14 protein-coding genes are annotated in these 15,533 nt (G+C 60.3%); 11 read left to right on the plus strand and 3 right to left on the minus strand.

Translation table 11 applies throughout. The annotated features are described in order from the left end of the window. Nucleotides 1-39: 39 nt before the first annotated feature. The 6 genes from odhB to N005_RS02105 all read left to right on the plus strand — a co-directional run bounded on the left by odhB (nt 40) and on the right by N005_RS02105 (nt 7,720). Nucleotides 40-1,260: a 2-oxoglutarate dehydrogenase complex dihydrolipoyllysine-residue succinyltransferase gene (odhB, locus tag N005_RS02080; RefSeq protein ID WP_047698966.1), complete on the plus strand. Its 1,221-nt coding sequence runs from the start codon at nt 40-42 to the stop codon at nt 1,258-1,260. Between the two features lie 103 nt (nt 1,261-1,363). Beyond that, entirely contained in the window at nt 1,364-2,800 is a 1,437-nt protein-coding gene (lpdA, locus tag N005_RS02085) for a dihydrolipoyl dehydrogenase (protein ID WP_047698968.1), read from the plus strand. 197 nt (nt 2,801-2,997) lie between these two features. Next, on the plus strand, nt 2,998-4,164 hold the full coding sequence (gene sucC / locus N005_RS02090) for an ADP-forming succinate--CoA ligase subunit beta (protein WP_003179235.1): 1,167 nt from the start codon (nt 2,998-3,000) through the stop codon (nt 4,162-4,164). Continuing rightward, nucleotides 4,164-5,048, plus strand: a complete 885-nt coding sequence (gene sucD / locus N005_RS02095; protein WP_047698970.1) for a succinate--CoA ligase subunit alpha — start codon at nt 4,164-4,166, stop codon at nt 5,046-5,048. Before sucC ends, sucD begins: the two co-directional genes overlap by 1 nt. A 359-nt stretch (nt 5,049-5,407) precedes the next feature. Next, nucleotides 5,408-6,721 (plus strand): branched-chain amino acid transport system II carrier protein, encoded by a 1,314-nt coding sequence (gene brnQ, locus N005_RS02100; protein WP_047698972.1) that lies wholly within the window; start codon nt 5,408-5,410, stop codon nt 6,719-6,721. 261 nt (nt 6,722-6,982) lie between these two features. Continuing rightward, complete coding sequence (locus N005_RS02105) at nt 6,983-7,720, plus strand: DUF599 domain-containing protein (RefSeq protein WP_047698974.1); 738 nt, start codon at nt 6,983-6,985, stop codon at nt 7,718-7,720. Nucleotides 7,721-7,793: 73 nt separating this feature from the next. On the opposite strand, the gene N005_RS02110 is transcribed toward N005_RS02105, so the two are convergent. Then, complete coding sequence (locus tag N005_RS02110; protein ID WP_041024944.1) at nt 7,794-8,045, minus strand: hypothetical protein; 252 nt, start codon at nt 8,043-8,045, stop codon at nt 7,794-7,796. 157 nt (nt 8,046-8,202) lie between these two features. Here N005_RS02110 and N005_RS02115 point away from each other — a divergent pair, with 157 nt between their 5' ends. The 4 genes from N005_RS02115 (at nt 8,203) to N005_RS02130 (ending at nt 11,923) form a co-directional block, all read left to right on the plus strand. After that, a complete protein-coding gene (locus N005_RS02115) occupies nt 8,203-8,679 on the plus strand; it encodes a PaaI family thioesterase (protein WP_047698976.1) in 477 nt (158 codons plus the stop codon). Further along, entirely contained in the window at nt 8,676-9,137 is a 462-nt protein-coding gene (locus N005_RS02120; protein WP_047698978.1) for a PaaI family thioesterase, read from the plus strand. The genes N005_RS02115 and N005_RS02120 overlap by 4 nt, the downstream gene beginning before the upstream one ends. A gap of 86 nt (nt 9,138-9,223) precedes the next feature. Then, nucleotides 9,224-11,128, plus strand: a complete 1,905-nt coding sequence (gene htpG / locus N005_RS02125; protein WP_024780608.1) for a molecular chaperone HtpG — start codon at nt 9,224-9,226, stop codon at nt 11,126-11,128. Nucleotides 11,129-11,194: 66 nt separating this feature from the next. Continuing rightward, a complete protein-coding gene (locus tag N005_RS02130) occupies nt 11,195-11,923 on the plus strand; it encodes a dienelactone hydrolase family protein (protein WP_047698981.1) in 729 nt (242 codons plus the stop codon). A 138-nt stretch (nt 11,924-12,061) separates the two neighbouring features. Here the strand turns inward: N005_RS02130 and N005_RS02135 are convergent, their stop codons facing one another. Further along, nucleotides 12,062-12,922: a pirin family protein gene (locus tag N005_RS02135; protein ID WP_047698983.1), complete on the minus strand. Its 861-nt coding sequence runs from the start codon at nt 12,920-12,922 to the stop codon at nt 12,062-12,064. A gap of 119 nt (nt 12,923-13,041) precedes the next feature. Between N005_RS02135 and N005_RS02140 the strand changes: the two genes are divergently transcribed. Then, the gene (locus N005_RS02140; protein ID WP_047698985.1) at nt 13,042-14,055 is read left to right on the plus strand and encodes an amidohydrolase family protein; all 1,014 of its coding nucleotides are present in this window, start codon (nt 13,042-13,044) and stop codon (nt 14,053-14,055) included. A 250-nt stretch (nt 14,056-14,305) separates the two neighbouring features. Here N005_RS02140 and fabB read toward each other — a convergent pair whose 3' ends face one another. Further along, nucleotides 14,306-15,526: a beta-ketoacyl-ACP synthase I gene (fabB, locus tag N005_RS02145; protein WP_047698987.1), complete on the minus strand. Its 1,221-nt coding sequence runs from the start codon at nt 15,524-15,526 to the stop codon at nt 14,306-14,308. Between the last annotated feature and the right edge of the window lie 7 nt (nt 15,527-15,533).

The following is a 15,533-nucleotide window of genomic DNA, read 5'->3' on the forward strand; positions in this document are numbered from 1 at the left end:
CTCCGTGCACCTGAAACCGAATTTAAGGAACCACAGATAATGGCTATCGAGATCAAAGCCCCCACTTTCCCGGAATCGGTTGCCGATGGCACCGTTGCCACCTGGCACAAAAAACCGGGCGAGGCCGTCAAGCGTGACGAACTGATCGTCGACATCGAGACCGACAAGGTCGTGCTGGAAGTCCTGGCGACCGCCGACGGCGTGCTGGGCACGATCGTCAAGAACGAAGGCGACACCGTTCTGTCCGACGAAGTGCTGGGCTCGATCGTTGAAGGTGGTGCTGCCGCAGAGGCTCCGGCCGCTGCTGCACCTGCCGCTGCCCAGGCCGCCGCTCCGGCCGCCGATGGCGAAGACGATCCAGTCGCCGCACCTGCTGCGCGCAAGATCGCCGAAGAGAACGGCATCAACATCGCTTCCGTTGCCGGCACTGGCAAAGGTGGTCGCGTGACCAAGGAAGACGTGGTTGCCGCCGTGGCCGCCAAGAAAGCCGCTCCAGCCGCCGCCCCTGCCAAGCCAGCCGCGCCTGCCGCTTCGGCGCCGGTGTTCGCTGCCGGCGATCGCGTTGAAAAACGCGTTCCGATGACCCGCCTGCGTGCCAAGGTTGCCGAGCGTCTGGTCGAAGCCCAGTCGAACATGGCGATGCTGACCACCTTCAACGAAGTCGACATGACCGAAGTCATGGCCCTGCGTTCGAAGTACAAGGATCTGTTCGAGAAGTCCCATAACGGCGTACGCCTGGGCTTCATGTCGTTCTTCGTCAAGGCTGCCACCGAAGCGCTGAAGCGCTTCCCGGCCGTCAACGCGTCGATCGACGGTTCCGACATCGTCTACCACGGCTACGCCGACATCGGTGTTGCGGTTTCCAGCGACCGTGGCCTGGTGGTTCCGGTCCTGCGTAATGCCGAACTGATGAGCCTGGCCGAAATCGAAGGCGGCATCGCCACCTTCGGCAAGAAGGCCCGTGACGGCAAGCTGTCCATCGAAGAGATGACCGGCGGTACGTTCACCATCACCAACGGTGGTACATTCGGTTCGATGATGTCCACGCCGATCGTCAACCCGCCACAAGCGGCGATCCTGGGCATGCACAACATCCTGCAGCGTCCGATGGCGATCAACGGTCAGGTTGTGATTCGTCCGATGATGTACTTGGCCCTGTCCTACGATCACCGCCTGATCGACGGTAAAGAAGCCGTGACGTTCCTGGTGACCATCAAGAACCTGCTGGAAGATCCGGCTCGTCTGCTTCTGGATATTTAAAAAGCAGCTGCAAGCTGCAAGCGGCCAGCCTCAAGCCCTCCGCGGGCGGGGTTGGGGCTTGTAGCTTGCGGCTTGTAGCTTGCAGCTAAAAGGGAACCTTTTTATGACTCAGAAATTCGACGTGGTAGTGATTGGTGCGGGCCCTGGTGGCTACGTAGCGGCCATCAAGGCTGCGCAACTGGGCCTCACCACCGCCTGCATCGAGAAGTACACCGACAAAGAGGGCAAACAGGCCCTGGGCGGTACCTGCCTGAACGTCGGTTGCATTCCATCCAAGGCGCTGCTGGACAGCTCCTGGAAGTTCCACGAAGCGCAAGACGGCTTCAAGATCCACGGCATCAGCCACTCCGGCGTGAGCATGGACGTACCGGCGATGGTCAGCCGCAAGGCCAACATCGTGAAGAACCTGACCAGCGGTGTTGCCACCCTGTTCAAGGCCAACGGTGTGACTTCGATCCAGGGCCACGGCAAGCTGCTGCTGGGCAAGAAAGTTGAAGTGACCAAGCCGGACGGCTCGGTTGAAGTGATCGAAGCCGAGAACGTCATCCTGGCACCAGGCTCGCGTCCGATCGACATTCCGCCGGCTCCGGTCGACCAGAACGTCATCGTTGACTCCACCGGCGCCCTGGAATTCCAGTCCGTGCCTAAGCGTCTGGGCGTCATCGGTGCCGGCGTGATCGGCCTGGAACTGGGTTCGGTATGGTCGCGCCTGGGCGCGCAAGTGACCGTGCTGGAAGCCCTCGACACCTTCCTGATGGCTGCCGACACCGCAGTCTCCAAGGAGGCGCTGAAGACCCTGACCAAGCAAGGCCTGGACATCAAGCTGGGCGCTCGCGTGACCGGTTCGAAGGTCAACGGCGAAGAAGTCGTGGTGACCTACACCGACGCCAACGGCGAACAGACCATCACCTTCGACAAACTGATCGTTGCGGTCGGCCGTCGTCCGGTGACCACCGACCTGTTGGCTGCCGATTGCGGCGTGAACCTGGACGAGCGTGGTTTCATCCAGGTTGACGATTTCTGCGCTACCACCGTACCCGGCGTCTTCGCCATTGGTGACGTGGTTCGCGGCATGATGCTGGCGCACAAGGCGTCCGAAGAAGGCATCATGGTCGTCGAGCGCATTAAAGGCCACAAGGCCCAGATGAACTACGACCTGATTCCGTCGGTCATCTACACCCACCCGGAAATCGCATGGGTCGGTAAGACCGAGCAAGCCTTGAAAGCCGAAGGCGTCGAGGTTAACGTCGGCACCTTCCCGTTCGCCGCCAGTGGCCGTGCCATGGCAGCCAACGATACCGGCGGTTTTGTGAAAGTCATCGCCGATGCCAAGACGGATCGCGTATTGGGCGTTCACGTCATCGGCCCAAGCGCTGCCGAGCTGGTACAGCAAGGCGCGATCGGCATGGAATTCGGCACCAGCGCTGAAGATCTGGGCATGATGGTCTTCTCCCATCCGACCCTGTCCGAAGCCTTGCACGAAGCGGCCCTGGCCGTAAATGGCGGCGCCATCCACGTGGCCAACCGCAAGAAGCGTTAATAAATAATAAGAAACCACGGCGGTTCGGCCCGTCGTGAGCCTTGCGCGCAAGACTCACCGCGGAATGTCCGCTGGACGCAGTCTTGCGTAGCTCGACCGGTTGTCCGGAAGGCTACGCAAGCAGCAGTCACAGGTGGTGCGGCACTGAAAACGGTGCAGCACCGAATGCGCAGTACCTAACGAAGACGGTAATAAGCATGAATCTTCACGAGTATCAGGGTAAGCAGCTGTTCGCTGAGTACGGCCTGCCAGTATCCACAGGCTACGCGGTAGACACCCCGGAAGCAGCAGCAGAAGCTTGCGACAAAATCGGCGGCAGCGAGTGGGTTGTCAAAGCCCAGGTTCACGCCGGTGGTCGCGGTAAAGCGGGCGGCGTCAAGCTGGTTCGCAGCAAAGAAGACGCCAAGGCCTTCGCACAGCAGTGGCTGGGCAAGCGTCTGGTAACTTACCAGACTGATGCCAATGGTCAGCCAGTCACCAAGATCCTGGTTGAATCGTGCACTGATATCGCTAAAGAGCTGTACCTGGGCGCTGTCGTTGACCGTTCGAGCCGTCGCATCGTGTTCATGGCTTCCACCGAAGGTGGCGTGGACATCGAGAAGATCGCTCACGATACCCCTGAAAAAATCCTCAAGGCCACGATCGATCCACTGGTTGGCGCTCAGCCATTCCAGGGTCGCGAACTGGCATTCCAGCTGGGTCTGGAAGGCAAGCAGGTCACTCAATTCGCCAAGATCTTCGTAGGTCTGGCCAAGCTGTTCCAGGACCACGACCTGGCACTGCTGGAAGTGAACCCACTGGTGATCAAGGCCGACGGCGACCTGCACTGCCTCGATGCCAAGATCAACATCGACGCCAACGCCATGTACCGTCAGCCCAAGCTGAAGACTTTCCACGATCCGTCGCAAGACGATCCGCGCGAAGCGCACGCTGCCAAGTTCGAACTGAACTACGTGGCCCTGGAAGGTAACATCGGCTGCATGGTCAACGGTGCCGGCTTGGCCATGGGTACCATGGACATCGTCAACCTGCACGGCGGCAAGCCAGCCAACTTCCTCGACGTAGGCGGTGGTGCTACCAAGGAACGCGTAACCGAAGCGTTCAAGATCATCCTGTCCGACACCAACGTCGCCGCAGTACTGGTCAACATCTTCGGCGGCATCGTTCGTTGCGACATGATTGCCGAAGGCATCATCGGCGCCGTGAAAGAAGTTGGCGTGAAAATCCCGGTTGTTGTTCGCCTCGAAGGCAACAACGCTGAGCTGGGCGCTAAAGTACTGGCAGAAAGCGGTTTGAACATCATCGCTGCTACCAGCCTGACCGACGCTGCTCAACAAGTCGTTAAAGCTGCGGAGGGCAAATAATGAGCGTCCTGATCAACAAAGACACCAAGGTTATCTGCCAGGGTATTACCGGTTCGCAAGGTAGTTTCCACACCCAGCAAGCCATCGAATACGGCACCAAGATGGTTGGCGGCGTAACTCCGGGCAAGGGCGGCACCGAGCACCTGGGCCTGCCTGTCTTCAACACCGTCAAAGACGCTGTTGCAGCCACTGGCGCCACCGCCAGCGTGATCTACGTTCCGGCTCCTTTCTGCAAGGATTCCATCCTTGAAGCAGCGTTCGGCGGCATCAAGCTGATCGTCTGCATCACCGAAGGCATCCCGACCATCGACATGCTGGAAGCCAAGGTCAAGTGCGACGAGCTGGGTATCACCCTGATCGGTCCTAACTGCCCAGGCGTGATCACTCCAGGCGAATGCAAGATCGGCATCATGCCAGGTCACATTCACTTGCCAGGCAAGGTCGGTATCGTTTCCCGTTCCGGCACCCTGACCTACGAAGCCGTGAAGCAGACCACTGACGCCGGTTTCGGTCAGTCGACTTGCGTCGGCATCGGCGGTGACCCGATCCCGGGCTCGAACTTCATCGACATCCTGAAGCTGTTCCAGGAAGACCCGAAGACCGAAGCGATCGTCATGATCGGTGAGATCGGCGGTTCGGCGGAAGAAGAAGCGGCTGCTTTCATCAAGGCAAACGTGACCAAGCCGGTTGTTTCCTACATCGCAGGTGTGACTGCTCCTCCGGGCAAGCGCATGGGCCATGCTGGCGCAATCATCTCTGGCGGCAAAGGCACTGCAGACGAGAAATTCGCTGCTCTGCAAGACGCAGGCGTGAAAACCGTGCGTTCGCTGGCAGACATCGGCAAGGCCCTGGCCGAGCTGACTGGCTGGGAAATGAAGAAGTAAGCTTCGGCTGACTGATTCGTTCCAGCAACAAAGGCCACCTTCGGGTGGCCTTTGTCGTTTCTGGCCATATGGCTGGCAAACGACGCAGTACCCCTGTGGCGAGGATTGTGCTGCTGCCCGAGGCAGGGATCCCGAAAAATAGATACGTAAACGCGACACGGAAATGTCGTGTATCGGATAGTTTGCCCCGTAACAGTGCGTTTGTGCTCCGAATTGGTTAGGCTAGCAGCCATTTTTGCGACCGCTGCCCACAAGGACGCGACGCGCTAAACGGGTCGATCCCATACGGATCGGCAGCATTTCCCTCACCCATGGGGAAATCCCTCTCTAAATTCCGATTCAGTAGTGTGGTTTCCTTAATGAAAGTGTTGAAAGGCCAGGACATCCTGGCGCTTGGTTTCATGACATTTGCCCTGTTCGTCGGGGCCGGCAACATCATCTTCCCACCTATCGTCGGTTTGCAGTCCGGGCCCCATGTCTGGATGGCGGCGCTGGGCTTCCTGATCACGGCGGTCGGGCTGCCAGTGATCACCGTGGTCGCCCTGGCGAAAGTCGGCGGGGCGATGGATGCCTTGAGCAGCCCCATCGGCAAGCTCGCCGGCGGTCTGCTGGCAGCGGTCTGCTACCTGGCCGTCGGCCCGCTGTTCGCCACGCCGCGTACCGCGACCGTGTCGTTCGAAGTCGGCCTGGCGCCGCTGACCGGCGAAAGTCCGCTGGCACTGTTTCTCTACAGCGCCCTGTATTTCCTGGTGGTGTTCTTCATCTCGCTCTATCCGGGCCGGCTGCTGGATACCGTCGGACGCTTCCTCGCGCCACTGAAGATCATCGCCCTGGCGGTGTTGGGCATCGCCGCGTTTGCCTTGCCTGCCGGCAACATCGGCGTGGCGACCCCGGAATACGTCGCGGCGCCGTTTTCCCAAGGGTTCATCAATGGTTACCTGACCATGGATACCCTGGGGGCATTGGTGTTCGGCATCGTCATCGTGAACGCGATCCGTTCCCGTGGTGTCGAGTCGCCGGCGCTGATCACCCGCTACGCGATCATTGCCGGGCTGATCGCCGGGATAGGGTTGGCGCTGGTCTATATCAGCCTGTTCCGCCTGGGCTCGGGCAGCCATGAAGTGGCCGCCGGTGCGACCAATGGCGCCGCGGTGCTGCATGCCTACGTGCAGCACACCTTCGGCAGCCTGGGCAGCGGCTTCCTTGCCGTGCTGATCTCCCTGGCCTGCCTGGTGACCGCGGTCGGCCTGACCTGCGCTTGCGCCGAATACTTCAGCCGCGTCCTGCCACTGTCCTACAAGACGCTGGTGGTGATCCTGGCCGCTTTTTCGCTGCTGGTGTCCAACCTCGGGCTGACCAAGCTGATCGCTTTCTCGATCCCGGTGCTGACCGCCATCTACCCGCCATGCATCGCCCTGGTGGCCCTGAGCTTCTGCAAGGATTTCTGGCATGAACAGGGGCGCATCGTCGGCCCGGTGATGCTGGTGTCGTTCCTGTTTGGCCTGGTCGACGCGCTCAAGGGCGCGGGGCTGGCGGACTGGATGCCGGCGCAACTGGCTCATCTGCCGCTGAGCGAGCAGGGGCTGGCGTGGCTGGTGCCATCGGTGATGACCCTGGTCGTGGCCGTGGTGTGTGATCGCCTGCTGGGCAAGCGCAGCGAAGCACTGGCTTAAGCGGCTACAAGCCGCTCCCGCTGGACCGAAATGCCCCGTATCAATCGATACGGGGCATTTTTTATGCGGCGGTGTCTTTTTCCTTGGGCTAACGTCGAAGCAGTGTCCTGCACAGATGAAGATCCCCTGTGGGAGCGAGCCTGCTCGCGATTGCGGTGGGTCAGCTATCCACTTATTGGCTGACCTGCCGCTATCGCGAGCAGGCTCGCTCCCACAAGGGGCGCTGCAACTGCTCCATGTTCTTTTCACACAAGGAATCAAATGTCATTCATCCAAGCCAACCTGACCCATCTCCTGGCCGCTGTCTGGTTCATCATCTGCTGGGGCGGCTACACCCGTTATGCCACGTGGAAGGCCCGGGATACGGCCTGCCTGGCCAGCGTGATGCACTTGTATCGTGAAGACTGGATGCGCCGCATGCTGCTGCGCGAGAACCGTATCGCCGATGCCAGCGTGATCGGCAACCTGGAGCGTAACGCGTCATTCTTTGCCTCCAGCACGTTGATCATCCTGGCCGGTATCCTGACCGTCCTCGGTGCGTCCGATCGCGCGGTGTCCTTGCTGGCGGACCTGCCGCTGGTGCAGCAGGCTTCCCAGGGCCTGGCCGAAGTCAAGCTGCTGTGCCTGGCGTTGGTATTTGTCTACGCGTTCTTCACGTTCAGCTGGTGCATGCGTCAATACAACTTCGCCGCGGTCCTGGTGGGCTCGGCGCCGATGATCGGTGAGCGGCATGTCTCGGAGCAGGAGCGCAAGGCCTTTGCGCTGCGGGCCGCGCGGGTTATCTCGATGGCGGCCAACCAGTTCAACTTCGGCCTGCGTTCTTATTATTTCGGCATGACCATGTTGGCGTGGTTCGTCAGCCCCTGGTTATTCATGTTGATGAGTGCCGGAGTAGTGTTTGTGCTCTATCAACGCGAGTTCCATTCTGATGTGCTGGACGTCATGGTCTATACCCCGACGGAAGTACCGGCACCCGAAGTCGTCAAGGACGCGGTATGACAACATGCCCGGCTAAATCATAGGCAAAAGAAAACCCGCACCAGGCGGGTTTTCTTTTGTCGCTAAAACCGTATCAGTTGGTTTTAGGCGCTGTGGCAGGCGCTTGTTCCTGAGCAGCGGCTTTGTTCGCTTCAGCCTGATCTTTGGCGGCTTCGGCGTTTTCTTTCGCTGCGTCGTTCACTTTATCCTGTGCTTTGTTCATGTCCTGCTGAGCTTGCTCAGCGTGTTGGTTGGCATCTTGAGCTTTGTCCTCGGATTTCTTATCGCAGGCAGCGAGACCGAGGGAGGCGGCCAACATCAAGGCAATAGCTAAAGTCTTACGCATGGGGTGTTTCTCCTTATGGAAATAACTACTGGCCGTTTGAGCAATCCGCCTCGGGTTAAGTTCCTCTTTTGCGACAGATATATAACGTTGCGGTGGAATTGAACTTTATGAGAGCCGCCTGCTATCAGGCCCCAATACCGACAAGAGCATTGACCCCATGGCCGAAGACCCCGTTTTTGAGCGCGCGACGCGTTTTCTGTCTGCGCTGAGACATTGCCAGGTGCTGGGCCTGAAGTTGCACAGCGCCAGCCAGGATGGATTGACCCTGGTTTTACCTTTCAGTCCCCGGATCGTGGGTAACCCGCTTTCCGGCGTCCTCCATGGTGGGGCGTTGACGTCGTTGATGGACACGGCCTGCGGCATGTCCACCCTCTGCGTGTTGCCGGCGTTCGAGGTCTGTCCGACCCTGGACCTGCGTATCGACTACATGCATGCCGCCGAGCCGAACAAGGATGTCTATGGCTTCGCGCAGTGCTATCGGGTGACGCCGGACGTGATTTTCACCCGTGGTTTCGCCTATCAGGACGATCCCGCTCAGCCCATCGCCCATGTGGTGGGGACTTTCATGCGCCTGGGCCAGCACGCCAGGGGAATCACGAAGGGTGGCCCGATGGCTGCCAGGGACAAGCCATGACCAATATCACCCGAGAGCAACTGCGCCAGGCCTGCGAGCAGGGCGATCATGCGCGGCTGCTCGCTGCGATCCCCTATGCCCAGCTCATCGGCGCTGAATGCACGCGCCAGGGCGATGACCTGATCTTTCGCCTGCCGGCCAACAGGGACAACATTGGTAACCCTTTACTGCCGGCGATTCATGGCGGCGTCATTGCCGGTTTCATGGAGCTGGCGGCGGCCGTTCATCTGTTGATCGCCACCCGCACGCCGGGTGTGCCGAAGATCATCGATTTCTCCCTGGACTACCTGCGCGCCGGGCAATTTCGCGACACTTATGCCCGGTGCCAGGTCTGGCGCCAGGGCCGGCGGGTGGCCAATGTTGCCATCACTGCCTGGCAAGATGTGGAAGCCGAGCCGATCGCAACCGCACGGGCGCATTTCAAGATCCAGGAGCCTGCAAAGCCGAACCACCCTTGAAATCCCCATCGCTGCCCCCACCTTGAGGACATCCCGCCGCCATCTCAGCGAGGCGGACACCACCATCCACTTGGAGTTTGATGACCATGAGCGTGGAAACTCAAAAGGAAACCCTGGGCTTCCAGACCGAGGTGAAGCAACTGCTGCACCTGATGATTCACTCGCTGTATTCGAATAAGGAAATTTTCCTTCGCGAGCTGATTTCAAACGCCTCCGATGCTGTCGACAAATTGCGTTTCGAAGCCCTGTCCAAGCCAGAATTGCTGGAAGGCGGCGCTGAACTGAAAATCCGTGTGAGCTTCGACAAGGACGCCAAGACCGTCACCCTCGAAGACAACGGCATTGGCATGAGCCGCGAAGAGGTGATCACGCACCTGGGCACCATCGCCAAGTCCGGCACCGCCGACTTCATGAAAAACCTGTCGGGCGACCAGAAGAAGGATTCCCACCTGATCGGTCAGTTCGGCGTCGGTTTCTATTCCGCGTTCATCGTTGCCGAACAGGTCGAAGTATTCAGCCGCCGTGCCGGCCTCGCTGCGAGCGAAGGCGTGCACTGGTCGTCCAAGGGCGAGGGCGAGTTTGAAGTCGCCACCATCGACAAGGCTGATCGCGGTACCCGCATCGTGCTGCACCTCAAGTCCGGCGAGGACGAGTTCGCCGATGGCTGGCGCCTGCGCAACATCATCAAGAAATACTCCGACCATATCGCCTTGCCGATCGAGCTGCCGAAGGAAGTCACCGCCGCCGAGGGCGAAGAAAAGCCTGAGGTGGAATGGGAAACCGTCAACCGTGCCAGCGCCCTGTGGACTCGCCCACGCACCGAGGTGAAGGACGAGGAATACCAGGAGTTCTACAAGCACATCGCCCACGATTACGAGAACCCGCTGAGCTGGAGCCATAACAAGGTCGAAGGCAAGCTGGAGTACAACTCGCTGCTGTACGTGCCGGCCCGCGCCCCGTTCGACCTGTATCAGCGCGAAGCACCACGTGGCCTGAAGCTGTACGTGCAGCGCGTGTTCGTGATGGACCAGGCCGAATCGTTCCTGCCGCTGTACCTGCGTTTCATCAAGGGCGTGGTGGATTCCAACGACCTGTCCCTGAACGTCTCGCGTGAAATCCTGCAGAAAGATCCGATCATCGACTCCATGAAGTCGGCGCTGACCAAGCGTGTCCTGGACATGCTGGAAAAACTGGCGAAGAACGAGCCCGAGCAGTACAAGAGCTTCTGGAAGAACTTTGGCCAGGTGATGAAGGAAGGCCCGGCCGAGGACTTCGCCAACAAGGAGAAGATCGCCGGCCTGCTGCGCTTTGCGTCGACCCAGGGTGACGATGGCGAGCAGATCGTCGGCCTGGCCGATTACCTGGCCCGCGCCAAGGAAGGTCAGGACAAGATCTACTACCTGACCGGTGAAACTTATGCACAGGTCAAGAACAGCCCGCACCTGGAAGTCTTCCGCAAGAAAGGCATCGAAGTGCTGTTGCTGACCGATCGTATCGATGAGTGGCTGATGAGCTACCTCAACGAGTTCGACGGCAAGAGCTTCGTCGACGTGGCCCGTGGCGACCTGGATCTCGGCAACCTGGATTCGGAAGAAGACAAGAAAGCCGCCGAAGAAGTCGCCAAGAGCAAGGAAGGCCTGGTGGAGCGGATCAAGACCGCCCTGGGCGATGCCGTCAGCGAAGTGCGTGTCTCGCACCGCCTGACCGACTCCCCGGCGATCCTCGCCATCGGTGAACAGGACCTCGGCCTGCAAATGCGCCAGATCCTGGAAGCCAGCGGCCAGAAAGTCCCGGACTCCAAGCCGATTTTCGAGTTCAACCCGGCGCACCCGCTGGTGGAAAAACTCGACAACGAGCAGAGCGAAGAGCGCTTCGGCGACCTGTCGCACATCCTGTTCGACCAGGCGGCCCTGGCGGCGGGCGACAGCCTGAAGGACCCGGCGGCCTATGTGCGTCGCCTGAACAAGCTGTTGGTTGAACTGTCAGCTTGATGAGCTAAGGAAAACCCCGCTTCGGCGGGGTTTTCATTTCTGGTACCCGTTAAAGAGGAGACAGTCATGAGTCAGATTACGGTTCGTTCAGTGGTCTATCAGGTCGACGGTCAGACCTACGAAAGTCGCCTGGCCTTCGATGCTACCCAGCAGGGCCCGCGTCCGGGCTTGCTGATGGCGCCGAATTGGATGGGCGTAGGGGCGGGGGCGGAGGAAATCGCCAAGTCGGTGGCGGCCAAGGGGTATGTGGTGTTGATCGCCGACCTGTACGGTCAGGCAGTACGCCCGAGCAATGCCGATGAGGCGGGGGCAGCGATGATGCCGCTCAAGAATGACCGGGCGCTGTTGCGCAAGCGCATGCAGGCGGCATTCGAGCAACTGCAGGGGCAGGGTGAGGCGCCGGTCGACACTGGGAAACTCGCCACGTTCGGCTTCTGCTTCGGCGGTTGCTGCGCCCTGGAGCTGGCCCGCACGGGCGCGCCGCTGAAGGCCGCCATCTCGTTCCATGGCACCCTAGATACGCCGAATCCGGCGGATGCGCAGAACATCAAGGGCGCGGTGCTGGTGATGCACGGCGCTTCCGACCCGCTGGTGCCGAAAGAGCAACTGCCGGCCTTCGAGGACGAAATGAATGCTGCCGGGGTCGATTGGCAACTGCTGAGCTACGGTGGCGCGGTGCATTCGTTCACCGATCCCCACGCCAATGTGCCGGGCAAGATGATGTACAACGCCAAGGTGGCCAAGCGGGCGTTCAGGTCGATGCATAATTTGCTGGATGAAGTGTTCGCGGGCTGAGTTGGACTTGATCTGATTTTGCTGTTGTCTGGCCTGCCGCCATCGCGAGCAGGCTCGCTCCCACATTGGATGGGTGAACGACGCCCTCCTGTGGGAGCGAGCCTGCTCGCGATGGCGATTTATCAGGCGATACTGAATTCAGGGCAACTCGATCCGCTCACTTTCCCCCGGCACGGTCGGCCAGTCCCCGGCCGCCCAGCGTCGGCGGGCTTCGTCGATCCGGGCCGGATCGCTGGAGACGAAATTCCAGTTCATCCGGCGCGGTCCGTCCAGAGGGGCGCCGCCGAACAGCACGGCATGGCAGTCGCTGTTGGCGAACAGCGTCATCTCTTCCCCGACCGGCAGTATCACCAGCGAGTGCGGCTCCAGCGGTTCGCCCTCCAACAACGCCTCGCCGCTCAATACGTACAGCGCCCGTTCTGCATGCTCGGTGGGAACCACCAGGGTCGTCGCGGTTTGCAGGTTGAGTTCGGCATAGAGCGTAGGGGACAGTACCGGTACCGGCGATTCCAGGCAAAAGCCTGACCCGGCGATCATGCGGATGGCGACACCCAGGTTGTCGCTGACCGGCAGGGTGTGTGCCGGGTGATGGCTGTAATGCCCTGGCCCCTGTTCGTGGGGTTGGGGCGAGGCCAGCCAGACTTGCAAACCGTGCATGACGAAGTCGCTGCCCAATTGCGCTGCCGGTGTGCGCTCGACATGGGCAATGGCGCTGCCGGCGGTCATCCAACTGACATCCCCGGCCTCGACCACCTGGTCCGAGCCCAGGCTGTCTTTGTGCTGGATTTTTCCTTCGAACAGGTAGGTGAGGGTGGAGAGTCCGATGTGGGGATGCTGGCGGATATTCATTCCCTTACCCGCCGGGTAGGTGGTCTGCAGCATGTGGTCGAAAAACACGAAAGGTCCGACGCTGCGGCATTTGGCGGACGGTAGCGGACGAAGAATCGGCTGGCCTTCGACATCTTCTGCGCGGGGGCGAATGGTCAGGGGCGTGGTCATGGTGTCTTCCAGATTGAACGACGGATGCGGCGAGCATAACCCGCCGTCAGGGTCGGTGGCACAGGTGTCTTGAACCCGAGCGGGACGGGCGGGGTCTATGCTGCTCATGGCCCTTGGAAATGACTCCCTTGACCCGTCTGATTTTCGCCTGGCTGTTGATCGCTTCGAGCGGCGGCGCCATGGCCCGCGAATATGCCTACAGCGATGCGCACCTGCATTACGTCGATTTCTTTCAGGAAACCGCCGGCATGCCCAAGCTGCTCCAGGCGATGCACGACAATCGCATCGAGCATGTGATGATCTCAGGCATCCCGGTCGCCAAGAAATGGCACGAGGACGAACCCAAGCGCCCGCGTTATTACGCCGGTGACGATGCGGACGCCTATTGGTACAGCGCCACCGATGTGATTGTCGCGACGGCGGTGGGTAAGCTGACCACCGAACAGCGCCGGCACTTTCATCCCTTCCTCTCGGGTTTCAACCCCAATGACAAGAACTCCGCTGCCCATGTCCAGCGCATGCTAGACCTGTATCCGAGGGTGTGGCAGGGCATCGGTGAAGTCTTCACCCGCCATGATGACCTCACAGCGCTGACCTCGGGCGATACCCCGCGCGCCAACAACGAAGCCATGACGATGATCTATCACCTGGCGGCCGAGCACGACCTGCCGGTGATGCTGCATTCCAACATCACCTCCAAGCGTGAGAAGAATCCGCTTTACCTGGCAGAAATCGAAGAGCCGTTGCGTAATCATCCGCACACCCGCTTCATCTGGGCCCATGCCGGTACCAGCATGGAGATTCATCGGCATCAGACTCGGTTGGATTTTCTGTTGCCGACCCTGACCCGGCTGCTCGAATCCTACCCCAATCTGTACATAGACCTGTCCTGGAGCCTGCTCACGCCCTACTTGCTCGACGAAGCGGGCACGCCTCGGCAGGAGTGGGTAAAGCTGGTGGAGCGCTTTCCGGAGCGCTTCATGGTGGGGTCGGACGTGGTTGGACGTTTCAACAAGCTGGGGAAGGAGCTGCGTGGCTTCGACCCGTTTTTGGATGCCTTGCCTGAGGACGTGGCGAGGAAGGTGGCGCGGGATAATTTCCTGGCGGTGTTGCCTCGGGTGATCCGAGAGTAAAAGGTGTTTGTAATAGGATCTCTGTGGCAAATGAGGTTTTGTGGCGAGGGGATTTATCCCCGCCGGGCTGCGCAGCAGCCCTAAAACCAGACAACCCTGGTGTGTCAGACAGATGAGCGCGACTGCTTTGGGGCTGCTACGCAGCCCAGCGGGGATAAATCCCCTCGCTACAGGGTGATGGGTAATGACCCAGGCAAAAAAATGCCCCGAACCAGTCGGGGCGTTTTCGTGTGCGGCGTAGCGGCGGGGCTTACTTGCCCTGCCAGCGCTTCAGCACCAGGGTGGCGTTGGTGCCGCCGAAGCCGAAGCTGTTGCTCATCACGGTGTTGATGGTGGCGTTTTCGCGGGTCTTGGTCAGGATCGGCAGGTCGGCCACTTCCGGGTCCAGCTCGTCGATGTTGGCCGAGCCGGCGATGAAGTTGCCTTCCATCATCAGCATGCAATAGATCGCTTCGTGAACGCCGGCGGCGCCCAGGGAGTGACCCGACAGGCTCTTGGTGGAGCTGATGGCCGGTGCCTTGTCGCCGAACACTTCACGCACACCTTTCATTTCCGCAACGTCGCCGACCGGAGTCGAAGTGCCGTGGGTGTTCAGGTAGTCGATGGGTGCGTCGACAGTGGACATGGCCATCTGCATGCAGCGGATAGCACCTTCGCCGCTTGGGGCCACCATGTCGTAGCCGTCGGACGTGGCGCCGTAGCCGACGATTTCCGCATAGATTTTCGCACCACGGGCCAGGGCATGTTCCAACTCCTCGACCACCACCATGCCGCCACCACCGGCGATGACGAAACCGTCACGGTCGGCATCGTAGGCGCGGGAGGCTTTTTCCGGTGTTTCGTTGCGCTTGCTGGACAGGGCGCCCATGGCGTCGAACAGGAACGATTGGCTCCAGTGTTCTTCTTCACCGCCGCCGGCGAACACGATGTCCTGCTTGCCCATCTGGATCTGTTCCATGGCGGTACCGATGCAGTGGGCACTGGTGGCGCAGGCAGAAGCGATGGAGTAGTTCAGGCCCTTGATCTTGAAAGGCGTGGCCAGGCAGGCGGAAACGGTGCTGCTCATGGTCCGGGTGACGCGATACGGACCGACGCGCTTGACGCCTTTCTCGCGCAGGATGTCCAGCGCTTCCATCTGGTTCAAGGTCGAAGCGCCGCCGGAACCTGCGATCAGGCCGGTGCGCGGGTTGGACACCTGCTCTTCGGTCAGGCCGGAGTCGGCGATGGCGTCCTTCATGGCCAGGTAGGCGTAAGCCGCGGCATGGCCGACAAAACGGTAGATCTTGCGATCGATCAGTTCTTCGAGGTTGAGGTCAATGGAGCCGGAAACCTGGCTACGCAGACCCATTTCGGCGTATTCCGGGTTGAACCGGATGCCAGGGCGACTTGCACGCAGGTTAGCGGAGACGGTCTCTTTGTCATTGCCCAGGCAAGAAACGATGCCCAGACCAGTGATAACGACGCGGCGCATGCGGATA

Origin of the sequence: Pseudomonas mediterranea CFBP 5447, from assembly GCF_000774145.1 — a bacterium.
Lineage (GTDB): Bacteria > Pseudomonadota > Gammaproteobacteria > Pseudomonadales > Pseudomonadaceae > Aquipseudomonas > Aquipseudomonas mediterranea.